General features: G+C 61.5%; 20 protein-coding genes. 15 read left to right on the forward strand and 5 right to left on the reverse strand.

The annotated features are described in order from the left end of the window. Positions 1-102: 102 nt before the first annotated feature. Both smc and WMW70_RS10675 read right to left on the reverse strand, forming a co-directional pair. Positions 103-3591: a chromosome segregation protein SMC gene (smc, locus tag WMW70_RS10670; RefSeq protein WP_341437478.1), complete on the reverse strand. Its 3489-nt coding sequence runs from the start codon at positions 3589-3591 to the stop codon at positions 103-105. Between the two features lie 12 nt (positions 3592-3603). Beyond that, a complete protein-coding gene (locus WMW70_RS10675) occupies positions 3604-4263 on the reverse strand; it encodes a GntR family transcriptional regulator (RefSeq protein ID WP_341437479.1) in 660 nt (219 codons plus the stop codon). A 240-nt stretch (positions 4264-4503) separates the two neighbouring features. Between WMW70_RS10675 and WMW70_RS10680 the strand changes: the two genes are divergently transcribed. The 5 genes from WMW70_RS10680 (at position 4504) to guaD (ending at position 12267) form a co-directional block, all read left to right on the forward strand. Beyond that, on the forward strand, positions 4504-5643 hold the full coding sequence (locus WMW70_RS10680) for an alkane 1-monooxygenase (RefSeq protein WP_341437480.1): 1140 nt from the start codon (positions 4504-4506) through the stop codon (positions 5641-5643). Positions 5644-6020: 377 nt separating this feature from the next. After that, complete coding sequence (xdhA, locus tag WMW70_RS10685) at positions 6021-7475, forward strand: xanthine dehydrogenase small subunit (RefSeq protein ID WP_341437481.1); 1455 nt, start codon at positions 6021-6023, stop codon at positions 7473-7475. Continuing rightward, on the forward strand, positions 7468-9861 hold the full coding sequence (gene xdhB, locus WMW70_RS10690) for a xanthine dehydrogenase molybdopterin binding subunit (protein ID WP_341437482.1): 2394 nt from the start codon (positions 7468-7470) through the stop codon (positions 9859-9861). The genes xdhA and xdhB overlap by 8 nt, the downstream gene beginning before the upstream one ends. A 180-nt stretch (positions 9862-10041) precedes the next feature. After that, positions 10042-10878 carry a xanthine dehydrogenase accessory protein XdhC gene (xdhC, locus tag WMW70_RS10695; RefSeq protein WP_341437483.1) on the forward strand — a complete coding sequence of 279 codons (837 nt, stop codon included), beginning with the start codon at positions 10042-10044 and terminating at the stop codon, positions 10876-10878. An 84-nt stretch (positions 10879-10962) separates the two neighbouring features. Beyond that, complete coding sequence (gene guaD, locus WMW70_RS10700; protein ID WP_341437484.1) at positions 10963-12267, forward strand: guanine deaminase; 1305 nt, start codon at positions 10963-10965, stop codon at positions 12265-12267. Positions 12268-12393: 126 nt separating this feature from the next. On the opposite strand, the gene WMW70_RS10705 is transcribed toward guaD, so the two are convergent. Continuing rightward, positions 12394-13164: a GntR family transcriptional regulator gene (locus WMW70_RS10705; RefSeq protein WP_341437485.1), complete on the reverse strand. Its 771-nt coding sequence runs from the start codon at positions 13162-13164 to the stop codon at positions 12394-12396. Positions 13165-13803: 639 nt separating this feature from the next. On the opposite strand from WMW70_RS10705, the gene WMW70_RS10710 reads away from it, so the two are divergent. Beyond that, entirely contained in the window at positions 13804-15153 is a 1350-nt protein-coding gene (locus WMW70_RS10710) for an NCS2 family permease (RefSeq protein WP_341437486.1), read from the forward strand. Positions 15154-15368: 215 nt separating this feature from the next. Then, on the forward strand, positions 15369-15995 hold the full coding sequence (locus WMW70_RS10715) for a LysE family translocator (protein ID WP_341437487.1): 627 nt from the start codon (positions 15369-15371) through the stop codon (positions 15993-15995). A 177-nt stretch (positions 15996-16172) separates the two neighbouring features. Here the strand turns inward: WMW70_RS10715 and uraH are convergent, their stop codons facing one another. Further along, positions 16173-16526 (reverse strand): hydroxyisourate hydrolase, encoded by a 354-nt coding sequence (gene uraH / locus WMW70_RS10720; RefSeq protein WP_341437488.1) that lies wholly within the window; start codon positions 16524-16526, stop codon positions 16173-16175. 419 nt (positions 16527-16945) lie between these two features. On the opposite strand from uraH, the gene puuE reads away from it, so the two are divergent. The 8 genes from puuE to WMW70_RS10760 all read left to right on the forward strand — a co-directional run bounded on the left by puuE (position 16946) and on the right by WMW70_RS10760 (position 25735). Beyond that, the gene (gene puuE / locus WMW70_RS10725) at positions 16946-17875 is read left to right on the forward strand and encodes an allantoinase PuuE (protein ID WP_341437489.1); all 930 of its coding nucleotides are present in this window, start codon (positions 16946-16948) and stop codon (positions 17873-17875) included. Further along, positions 17872-18387 carry a 2-oxo-4-hydroxy-4-carboxy-5-ureidoimidazoline decarboxylase gene (gene uraD / locus WMW70_RS10730; protein ID WP_341437490.1) on the forward strand — a complete coding sequence of 172 codons (516 nt, stop codon included), beginning with the start codon at positions 17872-17874 and terminating at the stop codon, positions 18385-18387. Before puuE ends, uraD begins: the two co-directional genes overlap by 4 nt. A gap of 50 nt (positions 18388-18437) precedes the next feature. After that, positions 18438-19433 carry an allantoicase gene (gene alc, locus WMW70_RS10735; protein ID WP_341437491.1) on the forward strand — a complete coding sequence of 332 codons (996 nt, stop codon included), beginning with the start codon at positions 18438-18440 and terminating at the stop codon, positions 19431-19433. Between the two features lie 134 nt (positions 19434-19567). Continuing rightward, positions 19568-20071: an ureidoglycolate lyase gene (locus WMW70_RS10740; RefSeq protein ID WP_341437492.1), complete on the forward strand. Its 504-nt coding sequence runs from the start codon at positions 19568-19570 to the stop codon at positions 20069-20071. A gap of 47 nt (positions 20072-20118) precedes the next feature. Beyond that, positions 20119-21417 (forward strand): urate hydroxylase PuuD, encoded by a 1299-nt coding sequence (locus WMW70_RS10745; RefSeq protein WP_341437493.1) that lies wholly within the window; start codon positions 20119-20121, stop codon positions 21415-21417. A gap of 199 nt (positions 21418-21616) precedes the next feature. After that, positions 21617-22972 (forward strand): nucleobase:cation symporter-2 family protein, encoded by a 1356-nt coding sequence (locus WMW70_RS10750; RefSeq protein ID WP_341437494.1) that lies wholly within the window; start codon positions 21617-21619, stop codon positions 22970-22972. Positions 22973-23269: 297 nt separating this feature from the next. Further along, positions 23270-24769, forward strand: coding sequence for a nucleobase:cation symporter-2 family protein (locus WMW70_RS10755; RefSeq protein ID WP_341437495.1), 1500 nt, complete (start codon positions 23270-23272; stop codon positions 24767-24769). Between the two features lie 93 nt (positions 24770-24862). Further along, complete coding sequence (locus WMW70_RS10760) at positions 24863-25735, forward strand: outer membrane protein OmpK (protein ID WP_341437496.1); 873 nt, start codon at positions 24863-24865, stop codon at positions 25733-25735. 110 nt (positions 25736-25845) lie between these two features. Here WMW70_RS10760 and WMW70_RS10765 read toward each other — a convergent pair whose 3' ends face one another. Further along, a complete protein-coding gene (locus tag WMW70_RS10765; protein ID WP_341437497.1) occupies positions 25846-26652 on the reverse strand; it encodes a methyltransferase domain-containing protein in 807 nt (268 codons plus the stop codon). Positions 26653-26681 lie beyond the last annotated feature (29 nt).

A 26681-nucleotide genomic window follows, 5' to 3' on the forward strand; every position in this document is an offset into this window, starting at 1 on the left:
ACTCCATGTTCTGGCAGGTCTTTCTCTGGGCCACGGGCCACTCTTGATAACAATGCGCGTTAAGCTAGCACGACGAAAGGCAACTTTACACAGGCAGAAGCATCACGCTTCAACCATTGCCAGCGCCTCCTCCACATCAACTGCAACCAAACGCGAACAGCCCGGCTCATGCATGGTCACGCCCATCAACTGATCGGCCATTTCCATGGCGATTTTATTGTGGGTGATATAAATAAATTGCACCGTTTCTGACATCTCTTTTACCAGCCGTGCGTAACGCCCGACGTTGGCGTCATCCAGCGGCGCATCCACCTCATCAAGCATGCAGAAAGGTGCCGGATTGAGCTTGAAGATGGCGAAGACCAGAGCCAATGCTGTCAGCGCCTTCTCGCCGCCCGAGAGCAGATGGATGGTGCTGTTCTTCTTGCCCGGTGGCCGCGCCATGATGGTTACCCCGGTATCGAGTAGATCTTCGCCGGTGAGTTCCAAATAAGCGTTACCGCCGCCAAAAACCTTGGGGAAAAGGGCCTGCAGGCCGCCATTGATCTGGTCGAAGGTTTCCTTGAAGCGGTTGCGGGTTTCCTTGTCGATCTTGCGAATCACGTTTTCCAGGGTATCCAGGGCTTCCACCAGGTCGGCGTTCTGCGCGTCCAGGTAGCGCTTGCGCTCGGATTGCTGCTGATATTCGTCGATCGCCGCCAGGTTGATCGGACCGAGGCGCTGAATACGCCCGGCCAGGCGCTCCAGTTCGTCCTCCCAGGCCGTTTCGCTGGCATCGCCTGGCAGGGTCGCCAGTACGCCGTGCAGGTCGTAGTTGTCCTCGACCAGTTGATCGGCCAGGGCATTGCGCCGCACGGTCAGGGATTGCCACTCCATGCGCTGCTGTTCAAGCTGGCCGCGCAGTAGCTGGGATTGCTGTTCGGCCTGGGTGCGGCGCTTTTCCGCCTCGCGCAGCTCGCGGTCGGCGTCTTCCAGGGCCAGACGCGCCAGTTTGAGCTCGTCTTCCACCGCCATGCGCTTGTCGAGCAGCTCTTCGAGCTTCATGCGCAGCTCTTCAAGCGGCGCTTCGCCTTCCTCCAGATTGAGGTTGAGCTGCTCGCGCTTCTCGTGCAGGCGCTCGGCCTGCAACTCCAGGCGCTCCAGAGCCTGACGGGTGGAATCGTGCTGCGCCTTGAGCGAACCCAGGCGCACGGCCAACTGGTGAGCGTGGTCCTTGTGTTGGCGAGCTTCCTGGCGCACTCGGTCGAGGCGTTCACGCAAGCTGTCGCGGCTGGCCAGCAGGCTTTCACGCTGTTCGTTATCGGTCGCCATGGTGTCCAGGGCTTCCTGCAGCTGTAGGCGCGACTCGCCCAGCTGCTCATGCTCGATGGCGCGCTGTTCGCCCAGTTCCAGCAACTCGCTGTCGAGACGGGTGCGGCGCAGTATCAGCTGCTCGACCTTGGCCTGTCCGGCAGACAACTGCGCCTTCAGCTCGCCCAGGCGGCGGGCCTGGTCCTGCAACTGGCGGCGCTGCTGCTCGCGCTGTTCTTCCTGCTGGCCCTGGCTTTCGCGCAGCTGTAGCAAGCGCTCCTCGAGCAGAGCCAGGGCCGCTTCGCGCTCTTCGCGCTCAAGCCCCAGCTGCTCGATTTCCTGGCCGCGGGCCAGCAGGCCACTTTCCGCTTCGCTGGCGCGGCGCACTCGCAGGAAATGCCGACCGACCCAGTAGCCGTCGCGGCTGATCAGGCTTTCGCCTTCGCCCAGGCTGGCGCGGGCGACCAGGGCATCGTCCAGCGAGTCCACCGGCTTGACCCTGGCCAGCCAGGGAGCCAGATCGACAGCCGCCTCGACCTTGTCCAGCAGGCTACCAGCAAAGCGCGCGCCGCCCTTGGCCGGGCTGACCAGGCGCAAATCGCCCTGGGCCAGGCCGGAAAAATCCAGGCCCTGAAAGTCGTCCAGCAGCACAGCCTGCAGATCGGCCCCCAGCACGGTTTCCACCGCCAGTTCCCAGCCGGCCTCGACCCGCAGGCCTTCGGCCAGGCGCGGGCGTTCGTTCAAGTGGTGCTCGCGCAACCAGTCACCCGGGCCCTTGCCGGGGTCGAGAGCGGCTTGCTGCAGGGCCTCCAGCGAAGCAAGGCGACCGTTCAAACGTTGCAGCTCGCCCTGGGCCTGCTGCTGGGCCTGGCCGGCCTGCTGCAACTCGTGGCGCAACTGCTGCAGACGTTCAGCTTGCTGCTCTTCGGCCAGCTGCAGGTCTTCCAGGTTCAGTTCACTGGCGGCGATCTGCTCGCCCAGTTCGATAATGGCGGCGTCTTCCGGGTCGGCGGCCAGCTGCTGCAGCTCATCGGCAAGGCGGCGCTGGCGCTCGCCCAGGCGTTCCAGGCTCTGCTCCAACTGGGCGATACGGGATTGCTGCACCTCGGCCTGACGCCGTGGCTCGGCGCTGCGCTGGTTAAAGCCGTCCCACTGCTCCTGCCAGCCGTGCATGGCGCTTTCGGATTCTTCCAGCGCGGCAGCGGACTCTTCGGCCGCGGCGGCGGTCAACTCCTGCTCGGGTTCAAGCATGGCCAGCTCTTCGCCCAGAGTCGCCAGCAGCGTGCGGTCGTGGCCCAGATGCGATTCGGTCTCCAGACGCGCGCGTTCGGCTTCATTAAGGTCGTCCTGCAACTGGCGCAGACGCTGCTGACCGTGCTGGATGCTCTGCTCGACCCGGGCGATATCGCCGCCCACTGAATAGAAACGGCCCTGCACCAGGTTGAAGCGCTCGCTCAGCTCATGGTGACCGTCGCGCAGGCGCTCGATGCTGGCATCGGCGTTGCGCTGCTCGGCCACCAGGGCTTCGAAGCTGATTTCCTGATTGCCTATCACCGCCTCGCGGCTGCCCACCTGCTCATTCAACGCCTGCCAGCGCAGGGCGGTGAGCTGGGCCTTGAGCTGGCGCTCCTCGGCCTTGTATTCCTGGTATTTCTCCGCCGACTGGGCCTGGCGATGCAGGCGATCGAGCTGGCGCTCCAGCTCTTCACGCAGGTCGGTCAGGCGCGCCAGGTTCTCGTGGGTGCGGCGGATGCGATTTTCGGTTTCGCGGCGGCGCTCCTTGTACTTGGAGATGCCGGCGGCTTCTTCAATAAAATTGCGCAGGTCCTCCGGCTTGGCTTCGATCAGCTTGCTGATCATGCCCTGCTCGATGATCGAGTAGCTGCGCGGGCCCAGGCCGGTGCCGAGGAAGATATCGGTAATGTCGCGGCGACGGCACTTGGTGCCGTTGAGGAAATAGGTGTTCTGACTGTCGCGGGTCACCCGGCGACGAATGGAAATCTCGTTGTAGCCTGCGTATTCGCCGGTCAGGGTGCCGTCGGAGTTGTCGAAAATCAGCTCGATGGACGCCTGAGTCACCGGCTTGCGGGTATTGGAGCCGTTGAAGATGACATCGGTCATCGACTCGCCACGGAGGTTCTTCGCCGAACTCTCACCCATCACCCAGCGTACAGCGTCGATAATGTTCGACTTGCCGCAACCGTTGGGCCCGACCACCGCCGCCATATTACTGGGGAAAGTCACCGTGGTGGGGTCGACGAAGGACTTGAAACCCGCCAGCTTGATGCACTTGAGGCGCATGGGCAGTCTTCCTCAGGATTCGGCCAAGGCAGCCAGCACCAGCTGACAGTTGTGCTCGCCGTAGCCCAGCAGTACCTGGCGGATAGCCTGATGATCGCGGGCGATAATCACCTGCAGCAACACGGCAAAGGTATTGAGAAACTGACCCATTTCGCTTTTTCGCCGCTCCAGCGCCAGATGATAGGTGCGGCTGATCGCCGGCAGCAGGTTCTCCACGGTTTCCTGCAGGTAAGGGTTGTCGGCGAAGGGGAAGGCGGCACGCATGATGTCGAAGCTGCCTTCGACAAAGGCGTTGATGTCCTCACGCTGCAGGCTGTCCTGCAAGCGCTGCTGGATAGCCAGGAAAGGGGCCAGATCGCTCTGAATCTGCCAGCCATCAGCCACCGCCTTGCCCAGCAGGATGTACAACTCTATCACCAGGGCATACAGACTCTTGACCTTGTGCGGGGTCAGCTCGGCCACCTGGGCACCGCGCCGCGGCGGAATCACCACCAGGTGACGACGTTCGAGAATCAGCAGCGCTTCGCGCACCGAACCCCGGCTGACATTCAGCGCCTGGGTAACCTTCTGTTCCTGAATCCGCTCACGGGCCTGCAACTCACCACGAATGATGCGTTCGGCCAGATGGTGGGCGATCTGCTCGGCGAGGCTGTCCGGTGCCTTGAACGTCATGATGATCCTTAGGCTCTACTGACCTATTGGGGCAAGCGATAGAGATACTGAAACCCCCGCCAGGCTTGGCGTGGGTAGGTATGCGCAGGGCGCGAGTGTAACACAGGGTGTTACCGGGCCAAGGGCACAGGCGGGGCACTTTCAGGCCAAAAGGTGGGCTCCTTGTGGCTGTTGGTGAAAACTCATTGTCCTACAATCCTACCGGCACTATCCCCAAGAATAAAAAATATGGAGCCCCCTATGTTCGAACGCCTTCCCTCCAACTGGATGCTTGCCATCAAGAGCATCGGTTACTGGTTCTGGTTGATCCCGGTACTGGGCATCCCCCTCAGCTATTACTGGTCGCAAGACAGCGACTATGCCAACGCCTGGGCCTGGATGGTGATACTGGTGGTGTTCGGCGTGATCCCGCTGCTGGACTTTATCGTCGGCCGTGACCCGGCAAACCCGGACGAAGCGGTGCAGGTGCCGCAGATGGAGCAGCAGACCTACTATCGCTTGCTCAGCCTGGCCACTGTGCCCTTCCTGCTGGGTATGCTCAGCTGGGCCGGCTGGGTCTTCGTCAACTATCAGGCCTGGAACTGGCTCGGCCAGCTGGGCTGGGTGCTGTCGGTGGGCACGGTCACGGGTGCCATCGGCATTACCGTGGCCCATGAGCTCATTCACAAGGACCCGCAGCTGGAACAGAACGCCGGCGGCCTGCTGCTGGCAGCCGTGTGCTACAGCGGTTTCAAGATCGAACATGTGCGCGGCCACCATGTGCATGTGTCGACCCCGGAAGACGCCAGTTCGTCGCGTTATGGCCAGAGCCTGTATGCCTTTCTGCCACACGCTTATGTGCACAACTTCCTCAATGCCTGGAAGCTCGAAGCCGAACGGCTGAAGCGCAAGGGTTTGCCCGCCCTGCACTGGCGCAACGAGCTGATCGGCTGGTACACCATCAGCGCCCTGTTTCTGCTCGGTTTCGCCCTGACCTTAGGCTGGCTCGGCGCACTGTTCTTTATTGGCCAGTCGATCGTCGCCTTTACCCTGCTGGAGATCGTCAACTACGTGGAGCATTACGGCCTGCACCGCCGCAAGCTGGACAACGGCCGCTATGAGCGCACCAATCCGACCCACTCATGGAACAGCAACTTCCTGTTGACCAATCTGTTTCTCTTTCACCTGCAGCGCCACTCCGACCACCACGCCTATGCCAAACGCCGCTATCAGGTGCTGCGCCACTTCGACGACAGCCCACAACTGCCCAACGGCTATGCCGGAATGGTCGTCCTGGCGCTGTTTCCACCGCTTTGGCGGGCGGTGATGGACCCGCGCGTACGCGCCTATTACGCCGGCGAAGAACACCAGCTGACCAACTCACAACTCGCCAGTCACTAAGCCTCGCTTTCAAGAGCCCCAACGGCATGCGCCCTTGGGGCTTTTTGTTGTCCGTTCGACCGATGACAGCGCGTGCCAGCGCTCTGCCAGCGGTGCGCACAGCGCACCCTGCGTCCAACTCACATTAGTCGCCCACCCCGCCCCAGAGGCTTTGTTGGCATAAAACCGGCTAGCCTTCAGCCATCCCCTTGTATCACGGCAGCCTCATAACCGAATCGCATGACAATAGCCTGACCACAGAGTCAAATATTTGTTGACCCTAAAGTCAGAAAACTCTAGATTCGCCTCATGCCAAGCCGTGTGGAAACGTTGCGCCGTTGTGCTCAGCGTTTCAGCAGAGCCTGATACGAGAATAATAAAGTGCCTGGAGGTCGTCCTTGATCCAGTTTTTACTCAACCGGGAGCTGCGTACTGAGCATGCTCTGGACCCAAACATCACCGTGCTCAATTACCTGCGTGAGCATCTCGGCAAATCCGGAACCAAAGAAGGCTGCGCTTCTGGCGATTGCGGTGCCTGCACCGTGGTAGTCGGTGAGCTGAACGGCGAGCGCGTGCGCTATCGCACCCTCAACTCCTGCCTGACCTTCGTGTCCTCCTTGCACGGCAAACAGCTGATCACCGTTGAAGACCTCAAGCACCAGGGCCAACTGCACAGCGTGCAACAGGCCATGGTCGACTGCCACGGCTCGCAATGCGGCTTCTGTACCCCAGGCTTTGTCATGTCGCTGTTCGCCCTGCAGAAGAACCGGGCCGCGTCAGGCGCAGAGGGTTTCGACAAGGCTGACACCATGGAAGCGCTGGCCGGCAACCTCTGCCGTTGCACCGGTTACCGCCCGATTATCGACGCTGCCGAGCAGGCCTGCTGCCAGAAGCAACCGGACCAGTTCGACGCCGCCGAAGCGCAGACCGTCGAGCAGTTGAAGGCTATCGCTCCGCGCGATACCGCCGAACTCAACAGTGGCGACAAACGCTGCCTGTTGCCGCTGACTGTGGCTGACCTGGCCGATATCTACGCTGCCAACCCGGAAGCACGCCTGCTCGCCGGCGGTACCGACCTGGCGCTGGAAGTCACCCAGTTCCACCGCGAGCTGCCGGTGATGATCTACGTCGGCCATATCGAAGCCATGAAACGCGTGGAAGTGACCGAGGACAGCATCGAAATCGGTGCCGCCACCGCGCTGTCCGACTGCTACGCGGCCCTGGCCCAGGACTACCCGGACTTCGGCGAGCTGCTGCACCGTTTCGCCTCCCTGCAGATCCGCAACCAGGGCACCCTGGGCGGCAACATCGGCAACGCCTCGCCGATTGGTGACGCCCCGCCGCTGCTGATCGCCCTAGGCGCGCAGATCATCCTGCGCAAAGGCAACAGCAGCCGCACCCTGCCGATCGAAGACTACTTCCTCGACTACAAGGTAACGGCGCGCCAGGAAGCCGAATTTATCGAGAAGATCATTGTGCCGCGCCATCAGGCCAGCCAGGCGTTCCGCGCCTACAAGGTGTCCAAACGCCTGGACGATGACATCTCCGCTGTGTGCGCCGCCTTCAACCTGGTGGTCGAAGATGGCGTGGTGCAGGACGCGCGCATCGCCTTCGGCGGTATGGCCGCCATCCCCAAGCGTGCCAGTGCCTGCGAAGCCGCACTCAAGGGCGCGGTGTTCAACCAGGCGCAGATCGAGCGCGCCTGCGCTGCGCTGGCCGAGGATTTCACCCCACTCAGCGATTTCCGCGCCAGCAAGGAATACCGCCTGCTCACCGCGCAGAACCTGCTGCGCAAATTCTTCCTCGAGCTCAACGCTCCCGAAGTTGAAACCCGGGTGACCGCCTATGTCTAACCATCACGTATTGAAAACCCAGGAAGAATTGGCCGCCCTGTTCCGCGCCGATATCACTACCGGCGTCGGCCGCAGCGTCAAGCACGAGAGTGCGGACAAGCATGTCTCCGGCGAAGCAGTGTACGTCGACGACCGCCTGGAATTCCCCAACCAGCTCCACGTCTATGCGCGCATGAGCGACCGCGCCCACGCGCGCATCGTCAGCATCGATACCAGTCCCTCCTACGCCATCCCTGGCGTGGCCATTGCTATTACCAGCAAGGATGTACCCGGCCAACTGGACATCGGCCCGGTGGTCGCCGGTGACCCGCTGCTGGCGGACGGCAAGGTCGAGTACGTCGGCCAGGTGGTTATCGCCGTCGGTGCCGACAGCCTGGAAACCGCACGCAAGGCGGCCATGGCGGCGATCATCGAATACGAAGACCTTGAGCCGGTATTGGACGTGGTCGATGCGCTGCGCAAGAAGCACTTTGTTCTCGACAGCCACCAGCACAAGATCGGCAATTCCAGCGCCGAACTCGCTTCTGCACCGCGCCGCCTGCAAGGCAGCCTGCATATCGGCGGCCAGGAACACTTCTACCTGGAAACCCAGATTTCCTCGGTGATGCCGAGTGAAGACGGCGGCATGATCGTCTACACCTCGACGCAGAACGCCACCGAGGTGCAGAAGCTGGTGGCTGAAGTGCTCGGCGTGCCAATGCACAAGATCGTCATCGACATGCGCCGCATGGGCGGCGGCTTCGGCGGTAAGGAAACCCAGGCCGCTGGCCCGGCGTGCCTCTGCGCGGTGATCGCGCACCTCACCGGCCGGCCAACCAAAATGCGCCTGCCGCGCGTCGAGGACATGCAGATCACCGGCAAGCGCCACCCCTTCTACGTCGAATACGACGTCGGCTTCGACGACAACGGCCTGCTGCATGGCATCGAAATTGAGCTGGCTGGCAACTGCGGCTACTCGCCAGACCTGTCCGGCTCGATCGTCGACCGCGCGATGTTCCACTCGGACAACGCCTACTTCCTTGGCAACGCCACCATCAATGGTCACCGCTGCAAGACCAACACTGCGTCGAATACCGCCTACCGCGGTTTCGGCGGTCCACAGGGCATGGTCGCCATTGAAGAGATCATGGACTCGGTCGCCCGCAGCCTGGGCAAGGACCCGCTGGAAGTGCGCAAGCTCAACTACTACGGCAAGACCGAGCGCAACGTCACCCACTACCACCAGACCGTCGAGCACAACGTTATCCACGAGATGACCGCCGAACTGGAAGCCAGCAGCGACTACGCCAAGCGCCGCGAAGAAATCCGCGCATTCAATGCCAAGAGTCCGGTATTGAAGAAAGGCCTGGCGCTGACCCCGGTAAAATTCGGCATCAGTTTTACCGCCACCTTCCTCAACCAGGCCGGCGCGCTGATCCATATCTACACCGACGGTTCGATCCACCTGAACCACGGCGGCACCGAGATGGGCCAGGGCCTCAACACCAAGGTCGCGCAGATCGTCGCCGAAGTGCTGCAGGTGGATATCTCGCGCATCCAGATCACCGCCACCAACACCGACAAGGTGCCAAACACCTCGCCGACTGCAGCCTCCAGCGGTGCCGACCTCAACGGCAAAGCTGCACAGAATGCTGCCGAAACCCTCAAGCAGCGCCTGGTTGATTTTCTGGTGCGCGAATACAAGGTCACCCCGGAAGACGTCGAATTCCGCAACAGCCAGGTGCGCGTGCGTGATCTGTTCCTGAGCTTCGAGGAAGTGATCCAGAAGGCCTATTTCGGCCAGGTATCGCTGTCTTCAACCGGTTTCTACCGCACGCCGAAGATTTTCTATGACCGTGACAAGGCCGCCGGCCGTCCTTTCTACTACTTCGCCTACGGCGCGGCCTGTTCGGAAGTGATAGTCGACACCCTGACCGGCGAGTACAAGATGCTGCGCACCGACATATTGCATGACGTCGGTGCCTCGCTGAACCCGGCCATCGACATCGGTCAGGTCGAAGGCGCATTCGTGCAGGGCATGGGTTGGCTGACCATGGAAGAGCTGGTGTGGAACGGCAAAGGCAAACTGATGACCAACGGCCCGGCCAGCTACAAGATCCCGGCCATCGCCGATATGCCGCTGGACCTGCGGGTCAAGCTGGTGGAAAACCGCAAGAACCCGGAAGACACCGTGTTCCACTCCAAGGCCGTCGGTGAGCCGCCGTTTATGCTCGGCATCGCCGTGTGGTGTGCGATCAAGGACGCCGTAGCGAGCCTGGCTGACTACAAGGTGCAGCCAAACATCGACGCCCCCGCCACGCCGGAACGCGTGCTCTGGGGTGTAGAGCAAATGAAGAAATTGCAGCAGTCGGCCAAAACCGTGACTGCAGAAGTCGAACCGGCCTAAACCCGTAGGAGCCCGCTTGCTGGCTCCTACATAAGGCCGAAGGTGAACAACAATGACAAACCACACCGAAGCGAAACCACAAACACCGCGACCGATTCCGGTACCGATACTGGACCCGTCGCCGAGCAACTGGCGCTTGCCGCGCCCGGGACAATTGCCACCCACCTGGAGGCTGAGCAAATGAGCTGGATCAGCGCCCTCGCCGACCTGCAGCAGCAAGGCCAGCCTTGCGTGCTGGTGACCATTATCGAAGAGCGCGGCTCAACCCCGCGCAATGCCGGCTCGAAGATGGTGGTCACCGCTGACCGCATCTTCGAGACCATCGGTGGCGGTCACCTGGAGTTCAAGGCTATGGAGCTGGCCCGAGAGATGCTTGAACAGCGCAGCCAGGACACCCGCCTGGAGCGCTTCAGCCTGGGTGCCAGTCTCGGCCAGTGCTGCGGCGGTGCCACCGTGCTGCTGTTTGAACCCATGGGCCAGCCCCAGGCGCAGATCGCCGTTTTCGGTGCAGGCCATGTCGGCCGCGCCCTCGTGCCGCTGCTCGCCAGCCTGCCGTGCAAGGTGCGCTGGATCGACTCGCGGGAGAACGAGTTCCCCGAGCAGATTCCGGCCGGGGCGGACAAGGTGGTCAACGATGAAGTGGTCGACGAGGTCGATGCTATGCCCGCCGGTAGTTACTACATCGTCATGACCCATAACCACCAGCTCGACCTGGAGCTGACCGCGGCGATCCTCAAGCGCAACGATTTCGCCTACTACGGCCTGATCGGCTCGAAGACCAAGCGCGTCAAGTTCGAGCATCGCCTACGCGAGCGCGGCTTCGACGAGGCGCTGATGGCGCGCATGCGCTGCCCCATGGGCCTGGCGGAAGTCAAAGGCAAGCTGCCAATTGAAATAGCCGTGTCCATCGCCGGCGAGGTGATCGCTACCTACAACGCCTCCTTTGGCCAGGACGTGAAAAAAGGCGAAAGCAGCGTGGCCAAACTGCTGCCCGCGTCCCGCCGCGCCACTCCTTAGGCTGCGTGCATCACTACCCCATAGAATCCGGTGCGCACCGCCTAGGCGGCCCCGCGCACCCTACGCATGATCGAGATGTAATTGATGAACACCAACGTAAAAGCCTACCGCGCCGCCATCCTGCACAGCATTGCCGACCCTGCCGTGGTGGGCGTTGAGCAATCCTATGAGTATTTCGAAGACGGTCTGCTGGTCATCGACAACGGCCAGGTGGCCAAAGTCGGCCACGCCGTAGACCTGCTGCCAACGCTCAAGGACGTTGAAATCACCGAGTATCGCGACGCGCTGATCACCCCCGGTTTTATCGACACCCATATCCACTACCCGCAAACCGGGATGATCGCCTCCTACGGCGAGCAGTTGCTGGATTGGCTGAACACCTACACCTTCCCCACCGAAAAGCAGTTCGAAGACAAAGCCCATGCCGCCGACGTGGCCGGCATCTTCCTTAAAGAACTGCTGCGCAACGGCACCACCACTGCCCTGGTGTTCGGCAGCGTGCACAAGCAATCGGTGGACGCCTTCTTCGAGGCCGCCGAGGCACTCAACCTGCGCATGATCGCCGGCAAGGTGCTGATGGACCGCAACGCCCCGGAATACCTGACCGACACCCCCGAGTCCGGCTACGCCGACAGCAAGGAGCTGATCGAGCGCTGGCACGGCAAGGGCCGCCTGCACTATGCAGTCACCCCACGTTTCGCCCCCACCAGCACCCCGGAGCAGCTGAGTCTGGCCGGCAAGCTGCTCGGCGAGTACCCGGACCTGTATATGCACACCCACCTGTCGGAGAACCGTCAGGAGATCGAATGGGTCAAGCAGTTGTTCCCCGAACGTAGTGGCTACCTGGATGTCTACGACCACTTCAAGCTGATCGGCCCACGTGCGGTCTTCGCCCACGGCGTGCACCTGTGCGATGCGGAATGCCAGCGCCTGGCCGAAACCGGCTCGGCGGTGGCCTTCTGCCCGACCTCCAACCTGTTTCTCGGCAGTGGCCTGTTCGACCTGAACAAACTGGAAGCCCATGGCGTGCGCGTCGGCCTTGGCACCGATGTCGGCGCGGGTACCAGCTTCAGCCAGCTGCAGTCGCTGAACGAGGCGTACAAGATCATGCAATTGCAGGGTAAGAAGCTCGACCCGTTCAAGTCGCTGTACCTGGCAACCCTGGGTGGTGCCGAAGCGCTGTACCTGGACGACAGGATCGGCAACTTCGCCCCCGGCAAGGATGCGGATTTCGTGGTGCTCGACTACAACGCCACGCCGCTGATCAGCTACCGCATGCAACAGGCCAGAAGCCTGGACGAGAAGCTGTTCGCCCTGACCATGCTCGGCGACGACCGTGCGATCAAGGAAACCTTTGCTGCTGGCGTGTCAGTCCACGCACGCGATTGAGACAAACCCTGGGAGGCGCTTGAGCGGCGACTGTCGCGGCTAAAGCACCCTCCACAGCGACGGGATAGCCTGCAATAAAAAGCCCCGATGCTCACGCATCGGGGCTTCTCTTGTTCGAGCCGGAAATCAACGATTGGCGCTGCTGCGTCCCGGCTTTTTCTTGTTGCTGGGCAATAGATGGGAAAACACCGCATGTAGGTCATCGGAGGCGGTTTCGCCATCCAGATTGAGCTTGGCATCGACACTGTCCATATGGCGCATCATCAGGTCGACGGCCACTTCGACATTGCCGGCCTCGATGGCATCGATCACCTGATCGTGCTCAGCATCCGAGCAATGGGTGCGGCTGTTGCTCTCGTACAGCGCGATGATCAGCGAAGTCTGCGAGATCAGGCTGCGTAGAAAACCAAACAGGGTCTGATTACCTGCGGCCTCGGCCAGCTTTAGGTGGAACTCGCCGGACAGGCGAATCCCCATGCCACGATCACCGCGAGCAAAGCACTCGCGCTCGTCGATCACCATCTGCCGCAAGCCGGCGATCTGCTCGGGCGTGGCGTTCTTGCAGGCCAGTTCGGTGATGGCGCGCTCGATCATGCGCCGCACATAGAAAATCTGCTTGGCCTCTTCCGCCCCAGGGCTGGCGACCACCGCGCCGCGGTTAGGCCGCAGCAGCACCACGCCCTCGTGGGCCAGGCGCGACAAGGCACGGCGGATAATGGTGCGGCTGACACCGAAAATCTCGCCCAGGGCTTCTTCACTGAGCTTGGTGCCAGGAGCCAGACGCTGCTCGAGAATGGCATCGAAAATGTGCGCGTAAACGACATCGTCCTGAGTCCCGCTGCGAATGCTTTTGCCTTCGCGCGACTGCTTCTTTAGGGGCTGCAATTGTTCGTTCATTCTGGCTCGCGTGAAAAAGTCCGGCGGTTTCTACTCGGGCAACCCTTCTGCCGTGCACCTGCTGGTCGGGCCAAGCAACGGATAGCGGAAAAGTTACAGATAAAACTCCCCTGCATTGTACACAATATGACCAGCTCGTACACCGTCAGCGCAACAACACGAGCCCCGTTCGGGCCTGTGCCAGCCTCGCTTTCGCCATCCCGCCTTTGCGACGAAGCAGAATCGGTAAATTTATTTCTTCTAAGCAGCCTCACACGGTAGCTAGTAATCGCCTTAGCGACCGAGCAAAAACACCTCAAGACATCTTCGCGGGACCTGAAGAAGTGCCTGAAGAGCCCCGATAAAAAAGCCAAGCCATTGTTTTTAATAGCTTAAATTGACAGCTGACAGATGGCCAAGCGCGCAAGTCCTGTATCAACTCTGCATGACAATCCATAGCGCAATACAAAACCAAGACAAAAACATTATTTGCTTTTTTTGTATACAAACGCATAATCGCGACAGTGTGATTTCCTGACTGCCAGGTCAACAACAAGGCTGGCATGCACACCGCAACGCACCATCTGCCTCAGAGAGTCGAAACCGTGCGCAGCACAGGCTCTGGGTGGTACACAACAAGAGAGATGAGGAGTACCCACTGTGGAAAGCGCTAAACAAGAACAACATGCGACTCACGTCCAAGGGCTGATTAAGCCGGGTCTACTGGACCGTTTCTTCAAGCTGACCGAACACCGCACCAGCATCAAGACCGAACTCCTGGCTGGCCTGACGACCTTTGTCACCATGGCCTACATCATCTTCGTCAACCCCAACATCATGGCCGGTGCCGGTATCGACCATGGCGCGGCCTTCGTCGCCACCTGCATCGGCGCGGCCATCGGCTGCTTTTTGATGGGGCTGTATGCCAACTGGCCGGTGGGCCTGGCACCAGGTATGGGCCTCAATGCCTTCTTCACCTACACGGTGGTCGGCGAGATGGGCTACAGCTGGCAGATCGCCCTGGGCGCGGTGTTTATCTCCGGCATCCTGTTTATGATCATGAGCCTGTCACGCATCCGCGAGTGGCTGCTCAACAGCATTCCCATGAGTCTGCGTTTCGCCATGGGTGCGGGGGTCGGCTTGTTCCTCGGCCTGATCGGCCTAAAGACCGCTGGCATCGTCGTCGACAGCCCGGCGACTCTGCTGACCATGGGCTCGTTCGGTGAACCCAACGCGCTCCTCGCGGCCGTGTGCTTTCTGATGATCGCCGTACTCAGCCATCGCAATGTGTTCGGGGCCATCCTCTTCAGCATGCTGGCGGTCACCGCCGGCGGCTGGGCCCTGGGTCTGGTCGAGTACAACGGTCTGGTGTCGATGCCGCCAAGCCTGGCTCCGACCCTCCTGGCCATGGATATCGCCGGGGCCTTCAACGTGGCGATGATCAGCGTGATTCTGGCCTTCCTCTTCGTCAATATGTTCGATACCGCCGGCACCCTGATGGGTGTGGCCCATCGCGCCAACCTGGTGGATGAAGACGGCAAGATCCAGAACCTGTCCAAGGCCCTCAAGGCCGACAGTACCTCCAGCGTGATTGGTGCCATGGTCGGTTGCCCGCCGGTAACCAGCTACGTGGAAAGCGCTTCGGGTGTCGCCGCCGGCGGCCGCACCGGGCTGACCGCGGTCACGGTGGGTCTGCTGTTTCTCGCCGCGATGTTCTTCGCCCCGCTGGCCGGCATGATCCCGGCCTACGCCACCGCCGGCGCGCTGATTTATGTGGCAATGCTGATGATGAGCGGCATGGCGCATATCGACTGGAAGGATCACACCGACACCATCCCGGCGATCGTCACCGTGGTGATGATGCCGCTGACCTTCTCCATCGCCAACGGCATCGCCCTGGGCTTCCTGACCTACGCCACGCTGAAACTGCTGACCGGTCAACGCGACAAGGTTTCCGTCAGCCTGTATGTGTTGTGCATTATTTTTATCGCCAAGTTCGCCTTCCTCTAATTGAAAACTACTGCGCTCGCCTATGCTGCGTTGAAGTCAGGCTTAAAATGCTCATGTACAAAAGTACACTCGCGTGCGAGCCCAGTCCGCTTTTGCGCCTGACTTCGCCTTGCCTAGCCATCGCTCGCTACGTTTTCAAAGCAACGGAACATGAACCAAGCAAAACCGAAGCCCTGATATGGCGTCAGGGCTTTTGTACATATGGAGAATAAGGAATGAGCCTGGAAACCTGGCTGTTGTTCGCAAGCGCTGCACTGGTGGTGATTCTGATCCCCGGACCGCTGTCACTGTTGATGGTCAGTAACAGCCTGAACTATGGCCTGCGCCGCTCGCTGCCGGCCTTTATCGGTGGGGTGTCCGCCTCGATCTGTCTGCTTAGCGCCTCGGCCCTGGGTCTCGGAGCCCTGCTGCTGGCCTCCGAGCAGCTATTCAGCCTGCTGAAGATCGTCGGCGCGCTGTACCTGTTCTACCTCGCCTGGCAAAGCTGGCAGGCCTCACGCCAGGCCGCCAGGCCGGTGACAGCCGAAGAACAACCGGTCAATCCGAGCTTTCGCAGCATGTTCTGGAAGGCCTTCGGCCTGGGCGCGAGCAATCCCAAGGACATCCTGTTCTTCGCCGCTTTCCTGCCGCAATTTATCAGCGCCGAGCGGCCGATGCTCGGCCAGTTGCTGGTGATGATCGCCACCTGGGCGGTGCTGGATCTGGCCTGCAAGCTGTTCTACGGCCTCAGCGCCCAGGGCGCAGCACGCTACCTGCGCTCCGGCAAGGGCCAGGTATGGTTCAACCGCATCAGCGCGGGTTTGTTCGGTGGCGCGGGCGCGGCTTCGTTGCTAAGCCGCTAAGAAATGCAATAAAAGTCGGTGCGCACGGCGCACCCTACCCGAGACCGACGCGCACCCCGTAGGGTGCGCCATGCGCACCGGCATCATTACCACCCGCCAAATTGCAGACAAAAAAAGGCCCGCAGTGTGGGCGGGCCAGGGACTCTTGAATGAGTCAGAGGGTGACAAGCATTGGTGTCAGCTACCGCGATAGGTGGAGTAGCTGTAGGGGGAAATCAGCAGCGGCACGTGGTAGTGCTCCTGGCCGGCATCGATGCCGAAACGCAGCACGACCACATCGAGAAAGGCCGGCTCAGGCAGGGCAACGCCTCGGGCGCGGTAGTAGTCGCCAGCATGGAAATGCAGCTGGTAGACGCCCGTGCGGTAGTCATCGCCCTGCAGCACCGGGGCATCGCAGCGACCATCGCTGTTGGTCTGCACGCTGTTAAGCAACTCCAGCTGGGACCCTTCGACGCGGTACAGCTCGATCTTCAGGGCGCTGCCGGGGCAGCCATGCGCGGCATCTAGAACATGTGTAGTCAATCGTCCCATCGGTTAGGGGCGTCTACGCTGAGCAAAGACCCAGGCAGGCACCACACCTCCTCTACTTGTAGTGAATTCGACAGATTACTCAGGCTTTGGCGGCCTTGACCTGACTGCAGCATAGCATGTCGAAAACACAATATAAGACACTTTTTAAAATAATTGTACACAATAACTAAGACCCAACTCCCCCTTAGCTGCCACCTGCTTGCCAGGGCATGAAGCCGATCAGCGTTGCACGGGCCGACGCGCTGAGGGTCGGGGTTAAAGCCTGGGGGCGGTTTTGCTGAAACGGCGTTTTTTACAAAAAAGGCAAATTTTCGATTTACAAAATGCAATGCACTTTGTATACAATTGAGCCATCGCGGTTACCTACCCTACCCCGGGCCAACCCAGTGACCGCAACAACACCAAGAAGGAAGACTGCAGTGAGCGCTGACTACCCACGCGACCTGATCGGTTACGCCAACAACCCGCCCCACCCGCACTGGCCCGGCGACGCCCGCATCGCCCTGTCCTTTGTACTCAATTACGAGGAAGGCGGCGAACGCAATGTGCTGCACGGTGACAAGGAATCCGAGGCCTTTCTTTCCGAGATGGTCTCCGCCCAGCCGCTGCAGGGCGCGCGCAATATGAGCATGGAATCGCTCTATGAATACGGCAGCCGCGCCGGCGTCTGGCGCCTGCTCAAGCTGTTCCAGCAGCACGATATTCCGCTGACTATCTTCGCCGTGGCCATGGCCGCCCAGCGCCACCCGGATGCGATCAAGGCCATGGCTGCCGCCGGTCACGAGATCTGCAGCCACGGCTACCGCTGGATCGACTACCAGTACATGAGCGAAGCCGAAGAGCGCGAGCATATGCTCGAAGCCATCCGCATCCTCGAAGGCATCACCGGCGAACGCCCCCTGGGCTGGTACACCGGCCGCACCGGGCCGAATACCCGGCGTATCGTCATGGAGGAAGGCGGCTTTCTCTACGACTCCGACACCTACGACGACGACCTGCCCTACTGGGACCCGGCCAGCACCGCAGCCAAGCCGCACCTGGTGATCCCCTACACCCTGGACACCAACGACATGCGCTTTACCCAGGTGCAGGGTTTCAACACCGGCGACGACTTCTACCAGTACCTCAAGGACGCCTTCGACGTGCTCTACGCCGAGGGTGTTGCCGGCGCGCCGAAGATGCTCTCGATCGGCATGCACTGCCGTCTGCTCGGCCGCCCGGCGCGTATCGCCGCCCTGGCGCGCTTTATCGAATACGTCAAAGGTCACGACAAAGTCTGGTGCGCCCGCCGCGTCGATATCGCCCGTCACTGGCACGCCACTCACCCCTTTAGCGAGAACAGCAAATGAGCCGCTTTCAGACCCTGACGCCTTCGAGCCTGAGCCGCGAGGATTTCGTCACCGTCTTCGCCGACATCTACGAGCACTCGCCCTGGGTCGCCGAGAAGGCCTTCGACCTGGGCCAGGACGACAGCATCAATGATATCGACGGCCTGCATCAGCGCATGGCCGACCTGTTGCTCAGTGCCAGCCATGCGACGCAGCTGGCATTGATCAATGCTCACCCGGACCTGGCCGGCAAGGCAGCCGTACGCGGTGAGTTGACCGCCTCCTCCACCTCGGAGCAGGCAGGTGCGGGCATTCACGCCTGTACTGCAGACGAGTTCGCCCGCTTTACCGAACTGAACGATGCCTACAAAGCCAAGTTCGGCTTCCCCTTCATCATGGCGGTGAAAGGCAGCAATCGGCACCAGATCCTGGCGGCCTTCGAGGAGCGGATTCATAACTCCCCGGAGCAGGAATTCGCCTGCGCCCTGGCCGAGATCAACAAGATCGCGCTGTTCCGCTTGCAGCAGCTGTAAGCCGCAAGCCCTCCGCCCCCCCCAACGCCATCATCTAAGGCAGACATTTCATGAAAGCTTACGCCGTACCCTTTGAGAAATACGTCAACCTGGCCGACGCACGCCTGGGCACCAAGGCCATTTCGGTGACCGACGACTGGTTCGCCGACGTTAACCGTCTGTTCCAGCCGACCCCGGCCGTATGGAAGGAGGGCGTGTTCGATGACAACGGCAAGTGGATGGATGGCTGGGAATCGCGCCGCAAGCGCTTCGAAGGCTACGACAGCGCGGTGATCCGCCTGGGCGTACCGGGCTCGATCAAGGGTGTGGACATCGACACCAGCTTCTTCACCGGTAACTTCCCGCCGTCGGCGTCCCTGGAAGGCTGCTTTGTCGCTGAAGGCGACCCAACCGACGCCACCGAGTGGACGGAAGTGCTGGCCGCAGTCGAGCTGCAAGGCAACAACCATCACTACCATGAAATCGCTAATGCCCAGGCCTTCACTCACCTGCGCTTCAACATCTACCCGGACGGTGGTGTCGCCCGTCTGCGTGTGTACGGCGTGCCGTTCCGCGACTGGAGCAACGTCGGTGATAACGAGCAGATCGACCTGGCTGCCGCGCTCAATGGCGGTCGCGCCCTGGCCTGCTCGGACGAACACTTCGGCCGCATGAGCAACATCCTCAACCCGGGCCGGGGCATCAACATGGGCGACGGTTGGGAAACCGCCCGCCGTCGTACGCCGGGTAACGACTGGGTGATCGTCGCCCTGGGTCATCCGGGCGAAATCGAGCGCATCGTCGTCGACACCCTGCACTTCAAAGGCAACTACCCGGACAGCTGCTCGATCCAGGGTGCATTCGTCAAAGGCGGCACCGACAGCCAGATCGAAACCCAGAGCCTGTTCTGGCGTGAACTGCTGCCAAGCCAGAAACTGCAGATGCACGCCGAGCACGAGTTCAGCGAGCAGATCAAGGCCCTAGGCCCGATCACCCATGTACGGGTGAACGTGTTCCCGGACGGTGGTATCAGCCGCCTGCGCCTGTTCGGCAAAGTCGCCAAGTAAATGCACGACCTGTAGGAGCGGGCTTGCCCGCGATGCCCTTAACCATTTACAGCATCGCGGCCAAGGCGGAGTGCCGCCCAGCCGCTCCTACAAAAGCAAAGCATCGACAACGAACTTAAAAACAGAAGACCAACATGCGCACATTGATCATCGAGCCGCTGAGCAAAGAAGCCTTCGCCCCCTTTGGTGACGTTATCGAAACCGAAGGCAGCGAGTTCTTCATGATCAACAATGGCTCCACTCGCCGCTATCACAAACTGGCCACGGTCGAGACCGCACAGCCAGAGGATAAGGCGATCATCAGCATCTTCAGTGCCGAGGCGCTGAAGATGCCGCTGACCATTCGCATGCTGGAGCGCCATCCGAAGGGCAGTCAGGCCTTTATCCCACTGCTCGGCAACCCCTTTCTGATCGTGGTCGCGCCAGTTGGCGATGCGCCTGAATCAGAGTTGGTCCGCGCCTTCCGCAGCAACGGCAGGCAGGGCATTAATTACCATCGCGGCGTTTGGCACCATCCGGTGCTGACGATCGAAAAGCGGGATGACTTCCTGGTGGTTGATCGCAGTGGTTCCGGCAACAACTGCGATGAGCATTTCTTTACCGACGACGAGCAACTGCTCCTCGCCCCCCACCAATAAGAGAAGCCCAGCACCGGCGTGCCGGCACTGGGAAAGAGGTACTGATTGTGGAAGCGCATTTTACTGAGTGGCTGAACCTGGGCATTCGCTGGATCCATATGATCACCGGCATCGCCTGGATCGGCGCATCCTTCTATTTCGTCTGGCTGGAAAACAACCTCAACCGCAGCAATCCCCGCGAAGGTCTGTCGGGTGACCTCTGGGCGATTCACGGTGGCGGTATCTACCACCTGGAAAAATACAAACTGGCCCCGCCGAAAATGCCGGAGAACCTGCATTGGTTCAAATGGGAGGCCTATGCCACCTGGCTGTCGGGCGTGGCGCTGATGCTGGTGGTCTACTACCTCAACCCGAGTCTGTACCTGGTCAAGCCGGGTGTTGATCTGGCCCCGGAAATGGCCATTGCCATCGGTTTCGGCTCGATGGTCGCGGGCTACGTGGCCTATCACTTCCTCTGCGATTCGCCTCTGGGCAAGCGCCCGGCCCTGCTCGGTGCCGTGCTGTTCGTACTGATCATCGCTGCCGCCTATGGCTTCAGCCAGATCTTCAGCGGTCGCGCGGCCTATATCCATGTCGGCGCGATCATCGGCACCATCATGGTCGGCAACGTGTTCTTCACCATCATGCCGGCCCAGCGCGCGCTGGTTAAGGCCATCGAAGACAACACCACGCCGGACCCGACCCTGCCGGCCAAAGGCCTGCTGCGTTCGCGCCACAACAACTACTTCACCCTGCCGGTGCTGTTCATCATGATCAGCAACCACTTCCCGAGCACCTACGGCAGCCAGTACAACTGGCTGATTCTGGCGGGTATCGCGATGCTGGCGGTACTGGTGCGCCACTACTTCAACACCCGCCATGACAGCAGCAAATATGTCTGGACCCTGCCTGCCGCTGCCCTGGGCATGATCTGCCTGGCGTTTGTCACCGGCCCGCAAATGAAGTCGATAGCGACCGACGCCCCCCAGGCCGCCGTGATCAAATATGCCCCGGTACCGGCCACTGGCGTCAGTGGCAACCCGCAGGCGGCCAAGTCTGCCGTACAGGCTGAGGCCAGTGCCCCGGCTGAAGCTGCAACTGGCGGAAGCGACTTCGCCCAGGTCAACAGCGTGATTCAGGAACGTTGCAGCGTGTGCCACTCGGCCACGCCAAGCAGCCCGATGTTCAGTGCACCGCCTGCCGGCTTCATCCTCGACACACCGGCGCAGATCAAGGCCCAGGCGGCGAAGATCCACGCACAGAGCGTCGCCTCGCAGATCATGCCGCTGGGCAATATCACTCAGATGACCCAGGACGAACGTGACCTGATCGGAGCCTGGATCGACCAGGGCGCACAGCTCAACTGATCCACCCGAATGCCGCGCCCATACCCGGGCGCGGCATTTCTTTATCCGCAACATTCCTCGCCCGCGAGGCTGCAAGCACGCTCCAGCAGCGGCATCCAGATGCCCTGATATACCCGCGATCCGTAGGGCCGGCTCGAGCCGAGCGTCAGCCTTACGGAGCACCAGCGACTTAAAAAAATAAAAGCGCCTGAGGTATTGCATGAACCAGCTGAATTCAACGTCTGCCGCGGTAGCGGCGGTCGACCAACGCCTGCCCTTGCTGCAGATGATTCTGGTGAGTTTCCAACATGTGCTGCTGATGTATGGCGGTGCCGTCGCAGTGCCCTTGATCATTGGCGAGGCCGTCGGCCTGTCCCGTGAAGAGGTGGCCTTTCTGATCACCGCCGACCTGCTGGTGGCCGGTATCGCCACCCTGGTGCAATCGCTGGGTATCGGCCCCATGGGCATTCGCATGCCAGTGATGATGGGGGCCAGCTTTGCCGCCGTCGGCAGCATGGTGGCCATGGCCGGCTCGCCGGGAATCGGCCTGCCGGGGATCTTCGGCGCGACCATCGCCGCAGGTTTCTTCGGCATGCTGATCGCGCCCTTTATGTCGCGTATCGTGCATTTCTTCCCGCCGCTGGTAACCGGCACGGTGATCACCGCCATCGGCCTGTCGCTGTTCCCGGTGGCGCTCAACTGGGCCGGCGGCGGCAGTGCGGCCAGTGAGTTCGGCGCGCTGCAGTACCTGGCCATCGCCGCCCTGGTGCTGTTGACCATCCTGCTGATCAACCGCTTCCTGCGCGGCTTCTGGGTCAATGTCTCGGTACTGATCGGCATGCTGCTCGGTTATCTGGTTGCCGGCGGCCTGGGCATGGTCGACCTTAGCGGCCTGCAGCAGACCGCCTGGTTCGCGGTGGTCAAACCCATGCATTTCGGCATGCCGCAATTTCACCTGGCCCCGATTCTCTCCATGTGCCTGGTGGTGGTGATCATCTTTGTCGAGTCGACCGGCATGTTCCTCGCCCTGGGCAAGATCACCGGTCAGGACGTCACCCCGGCGATGCTGCGCCGCGGCCTGTTGTGTGATGCCGGTGCGTCGTTCTTCGCCGGCATCTTCAATACCTTCACCCACTCCTCCTTTGCCCAGAATATCGGCCTGGTGCAGATGACCGGGGTACGCAGCCGCTATGTCACGGCTGCGGCCGGGCTGATCCTGGTCGGCCTCAGCCTGCTGCCTAAGGCTGCCTACCTGGTCGCCTCGATTCCGCCGGCAGTGCTGGGTGGTGCCGGGATCGCCATGTTCGGCATGGTCGCCGCGACGGGTATCAAGATTTTGCAGGAGGCCGATATCGCCGACCGGCGCAACCAGTTGCTGGTCGCGGTGAGTATCGGCATGGGCCTGGCCCCAGTGGTGCGCCCGGAATTCTTCGCCCATCTGCCCCACTGGCTGGAACCCATCACCCACAGCGGCATCGCCATGGCGACCCTCTGCGCCGTGTCGCTGAACCTGCTGTTCAATATCCTAGGGGGTGCCGAACGCGCCGCCCTGAGCAGCTCGCCCAGCCATCACTGACAGCCCTCCCCGCAGCAAGCGGCCCGCCGTCTCCCGGCGGGCCGCGGACCAATTCCCTTTCCGCGTGGCCCACGGCCCGCCTGCGCCCTGACCCGGCCAGCGCGGGCCGATGGGTTATCGGACTAGCGGTCAATTTATTGTGCACAATTCGCAAATAAATTGTTTTTAAGGCTGTAAACAAATTGCTATAGTCGAGCCATTCTGACCGGTTAGACAGATTCTTCCCCAATCAGAAAGAGGCGCCGTGAAGCCTCGTGCAAGCCCATGACCGTATAAAAACAACTGGCAGGCTATGAGATGACCACGACTCGCACCACCCCCACCACAGCTGCGCCTGTGGCCAACAACGACCTGATCTACCAACTGGATGACTGCCCGGCCTTCGCACCGGCGATCTTCGCCGCGCTGCAGCATGTACTGGCCAGCTTCGTCGGCATCATCACCCCCACCCTGATCATCGGTAACGTGCTCGGCCTGGGTGCCTATGTGCCCTACCTGGTCAGCATGGCGCTGTTCGTCTCTGGCCTGGGCACCTTTATCCAGGCCAAGCGCATCGGCCCGATCGGCTCCGGCCTGCTGTGCCTGCAAGGCACCAGCTTCGGCTTTCTCAGCGTGATCCTCAGCGCCGGCTTTATCGTCAAGGGCCGTGGCGGCAGCGAGGAAGAAATCCTCTCGACCATCTTCGGCGTGTGTTTCTGCGCAGCCTTTGTCGAGATCGCCTTCAGCCAGTTCATCAACAAGCTGCGCCGGGTGATCACCCCCGTGGTCACCGGTACCATCATCTGCCTGATGGGCCTGTCGCTGATCAAGGTGGGCATGACCGATATCGCCGGCGGCTACGGCGCGCCGGACCTGGGTGCCCTGCACCACCTGGCCCTCGGCGGCCTGGTCCTGGGCACCATCGTGCTGCTCAACCGCTTCAAATCCCAGGTGGTACGCCTGTCGGCAGTGATCATCGGCCTGGCCCTGGGCTTTACCGTGGCCTGGTTCACCGGCAAGGTGGACTTCGCCAATATGGCCCAGGTGCCGCTGATCAGCGTGCCGGTGCCCTTCAAGTTCGGCTTCAATTTCGACTGGGTGGCCTTTGTGCCCATCGCGGTGATCTTCCTGATCACCCCGCTGGAAACCGCAGGTGATCTGACCGCCAACTCGATCATCTCCAAGCAGCCGGTCAAGGGCCCGCTGTATATGCGCCGGATCAAATCCGGGGTACTGGCCGACGGTTGTAACTCGGCCATGGCGGCAATGTTCAACAGCCTGCCAATGACCACCTTCAGCCAGAACAACGGGGTTATCCAGCTCACCGGCGTGGCCAGCCGTCACGTGGCCTTCTATATCGCCGCCATTCTGGTGCTGCTCGGCCTGTTTCCGGCAGTGGGTGCGGTATTGCAGCTGATGCCCAAACCAGTGCTCGGCGGTGCCACCCTGATCATGTTCGGCACCGTGGCCGTGGCGGGGATCAAGATTCTCACCGAGGCCGGCCTGCATCGCCGCAACGTGCTGATCGTGGCCATCTCCCTGGGCCTGGGCCTGGGCGTGGGTGCGGTTCCGGAAGTGCTGTCGCAGATGCCCAGCGCGCTGAAAAACATCTTCGGCTCGCCCATCACCATCGGTGCCTTCAGCGCCATCCTGCTCAACCTGTTCCTGCCAGAAGAGCACGTGGAGCAGGAAGAAGGCGAGTTCGACCCGGAAGCGCATCTGCATACCGTGCTGCAGAGCCGCCCGGAAGACGACGCCTTTGACCCGAACCTCAAGCAGCTCGGCAACGAGTTCAAAGCGGACACCCGGCTGAGCTGAGCCGGCCGTCCCACCCACACATTTTCCTGTCCAGCCCTGTGGTTCGCCACAGGGTCGATCAACCTTGTAAGTCCTAAAAATAAGGAAGACCCGATGAAGCTCAACCCTCTGTCCCACGGCCTCGCCCTATCGGCCGGCCTGCTCGTTGCCCAGGGTGCCGGTGCCGGCGACATGCTTTACTGGCAGGACAACAGCCTGTCCTACCTGTACGGCAGCAACTTCCAGCGCCTCAATTTCAATGAGGGCGAACAACGCTCGCAAACCACCTTCACCTTCGAGCATGCCAGTGGCTGGAAATGGGGCGACCTGTTCTACTTCGCCGACTATATAAAGGCCGACAACCAGCAGGCACGCGGCAGCAACTTCGCCAACCTCGAGGTTCGGGAAAAAGACAGTTTCTACTATATGGAATTCTCGCCGCGCGTCAGCCTCAGCTGGCTGACCGGCCAGGAGCTCTCTGCCGGTCCGCTGAAGGATGTGTATGCGGCCTTCACCTACGAGAAAGGCAACGGCGGCCCAGGCACCGAGAACTACCTGTACGGCATCGGCACGGCCTGGAACGCGCCGGGTTTCAAGTACCTGAACGCCAACCTGTACGCGGTCAAGGTCAACAACCACATCTTCTTCGACCATGACTTCAAGGCCTCGGACAAGGGTAACGGCCACACCTACCAGCTGACGGTAAGTGCGGCCTACCCCTTCGCCATCGGCGAGCAGAGCTTTGTTGTCGACGGCTTTATCGACTGGCGCGCGCCGTCCAAGGACGCTGGCACCCAGACCTCGGTAGGCTCCTCGATCCAGGTCAAGTGGGATGCCGGCAAATCGCTGTTTGGCGACGAAGGCAAACTCTATGTCGGTACCGAAGTGAACATGTGGCATAACAAGTACGGCATCAAACCCATCGACGGCTCGACCAGTGGCTTCGACCAGACGGCCGTACAGGCGCTGGTGAAGTACCACTTCTAAGCGAACTCGACCGCTGCCGGGTAGGCGGCAGCGGGAAAGTAAAGGGCGAGCATGCTTGGCATGCTCGCCCTTTTTTATGCGCCGCACTCGCCGGTACGCGGCCGCCCTACCTACCTGGGCTTGGTTGCCCGCACGATATGGGCCGGCGAGTCGAACTCCACCTGGCCCTGCGCCGTCGCATAGGGGGCGAGCGCCTGTTCCGCAGCGGCCAGCACCCGGGCGATGGTCGGCTCATCCAGAGTCACCCCCATCACCGGCAACCAGCCGCGGACATCCGCCTCGACCATGGCCCGGATAGAGGGGAAATGCGCCGTGCCGGTGTGACTGACGATATGCGGCGCGGCGATCCCTGCGTCGCGGAACAACGCCTCCAGCACCTGGGTGTCGCCGAGCACGAAGGGCGCGCGTAGGGCATCGGCCGCCGCTTCGCCGGCGATGCGTGCCAGTACCTCGACTTCCGCCGCATAGGCCGGGGTATGCGCCAGCGAATCCCACACGGCCACCGCCAGGTGCCCGCCCGGGCGCAAGACCCTGAACATCTCGCGCAGAGCCTGCGCACGGTCGCTGAAAAACATCAGGCCAAACTGGCTGATCACGGCATCGAAGGTGTGGTCGGGATACGGTAGGGCTTCGGCCAGCCCCTCCTGCCAGGCGATCGTCGGATCGAGGCGTGCGGCCACGGCGAGCATGCCGGGGTTAACGTCCAGGCCGGCGACCGCACCGTCAGGACCGACGCAGGCGGCCGCGGCCCTGGCCAGCACACCGGTGCCACAGGCGACATCCAGGACCCGCTGGCTCGCCTGGATATTGGCGGCGGCGACCACCCACGGTGCCCATTCCTTAAACAGGGCCGGGACGAAGAATGCCTCGTAGGCGCTGGCCGCCTCGATCTGGACTTGCAAAGCTGGGTCGCTCATCTGAAGGCCCTCCTGCGCTGTGTCGAGGC

Source organism: Pseudomonas sp. XK-1, from assembly GCF_038069885.1.
Lineage (GTDB): Bacteria > Pseudomonadota > Gammaproteobacteria > Pseudomonadales > Pseudomonadaceae > Aquipseudomonas.

What these genes read in the sequence shown, in the direction of transcription:
- WMW70_RS10680 (WP_341437480.1), top strand. Translation starts at nt 4,504, where the DNA reads ATGTTCGAACGCCTTCCCTCCAACTGGATGCTTGCCATCAAGAGCATC.
- WMW70_RS10760 (WP_341437496.1), top strand. Translation starts at nt 24,863, where the DNA reads ATGAAGCTCAACCCTCTGTCCCACGGCCTCGCCCTATCGGCCGGCCTG.
- xdhC (WP_341437483.1), top strand. Translation starts at nt 10,042, where the DNA reads ATGAGCTGGATCAGCGCCCTCGCCGACCTGCAGCAGCAAGGCCAGCCT.
- WMW70_RS10740 (WP_341437492.1), top strand. Translation starts at nt 19,568, where the DNA reads ATGCGCACATTGATCATCGAGCCGCTGAGCAAAGAAGCCTTCGCCCCC.
- WMW70_RS10750 (WP_341437494.1), top strand. Translation starts at nt 21,617, where the DNA reads ATGAACCAGCTGAATTCAACGTCTGCCGCGGTAGCGGCGGTCGACCAA.
- WMW70_RS10715 (WP_341437487.1), top strand. Translation starts at nt 15,369, where the DNA reads ATGAGCCTGGAAACCTGGCTGTTGTTCGCAAGCGCTGCACTGGTGGTG.
- uraH (WP_341437488.1), bottom strand. Translation starts at nt 16,526, where the DNA reads ATGGGACGATTGACTACACATGTTCTAGATGCCGCGCATGGCTGCCCC.
- alc (WP_341437491.1), top strand. Translation starts at nt 18,438, where the DNA reads ATGAAAGCTTACGCCGTACCCTTTGAGAAATACGTCAACCTGGCCGAC.
- guaD (WP_341437484.1), top strand. Translation starts at nt 10,963, where the DNA reads ATGAACACCAACGTAAAAGCCTACCGCGCCGCCATCCTGCACAGCATT.
- uraD (WP_341437490.1), top strand. Translation starts at nt 17,872, where the DNA reads ATGAGCCGCTTTCAGACCCTGACGCCTTCGAGCCTGAGCCGCGAGGAT.
- xdhB (WP_341437482.1), top strand. Translation starts at nt 7,468, where the DNA reads ATGTCTAACCATCACGTATTGAAAACCCAGGAAGAATTGGCCGCCCTG.
- WMW70_RS10705 (WP_341437485.1), bottom strand. Translation starts at nt 13,164, where the DNA reads ATGAACGAACAATTGCAGCCCCTAAAGAAGCAGTCGCGCGAAGGCAAA.
- WMW70_RS10765 (WP_341437497.1), bottom strand. Translation starts at nt 26,652, where the DNA reads ATGAGCGACCCAGCTTTGCAAGTCCAGATCGAGGCGGCCAGCGCCTAC.
- smc (WP_341437478.1), bottom strand. Translation starts at nt 3,591, where the DNA reads ATGCGCCTCAAGTGCATCAAGCTGGCGGGTTTCAAGTCCTTCGTCGAC.
- WMW70_RS10755 (WP_341437495.1), top strand. Translation starts at nt 23,270, where the DNA reads ATGACCACGACTCGCACCACCCCCACCACAGCTGCGCCTGTGGCCAAC.
- WMW70_RS10675 (WP_341437479.1), bottom strand. Translation starts at nt 4,263, where the DNA reads ATGACGTTCAAGGCACCGGACAGCCTCGCCGAGCAGATCGCCCACCAT.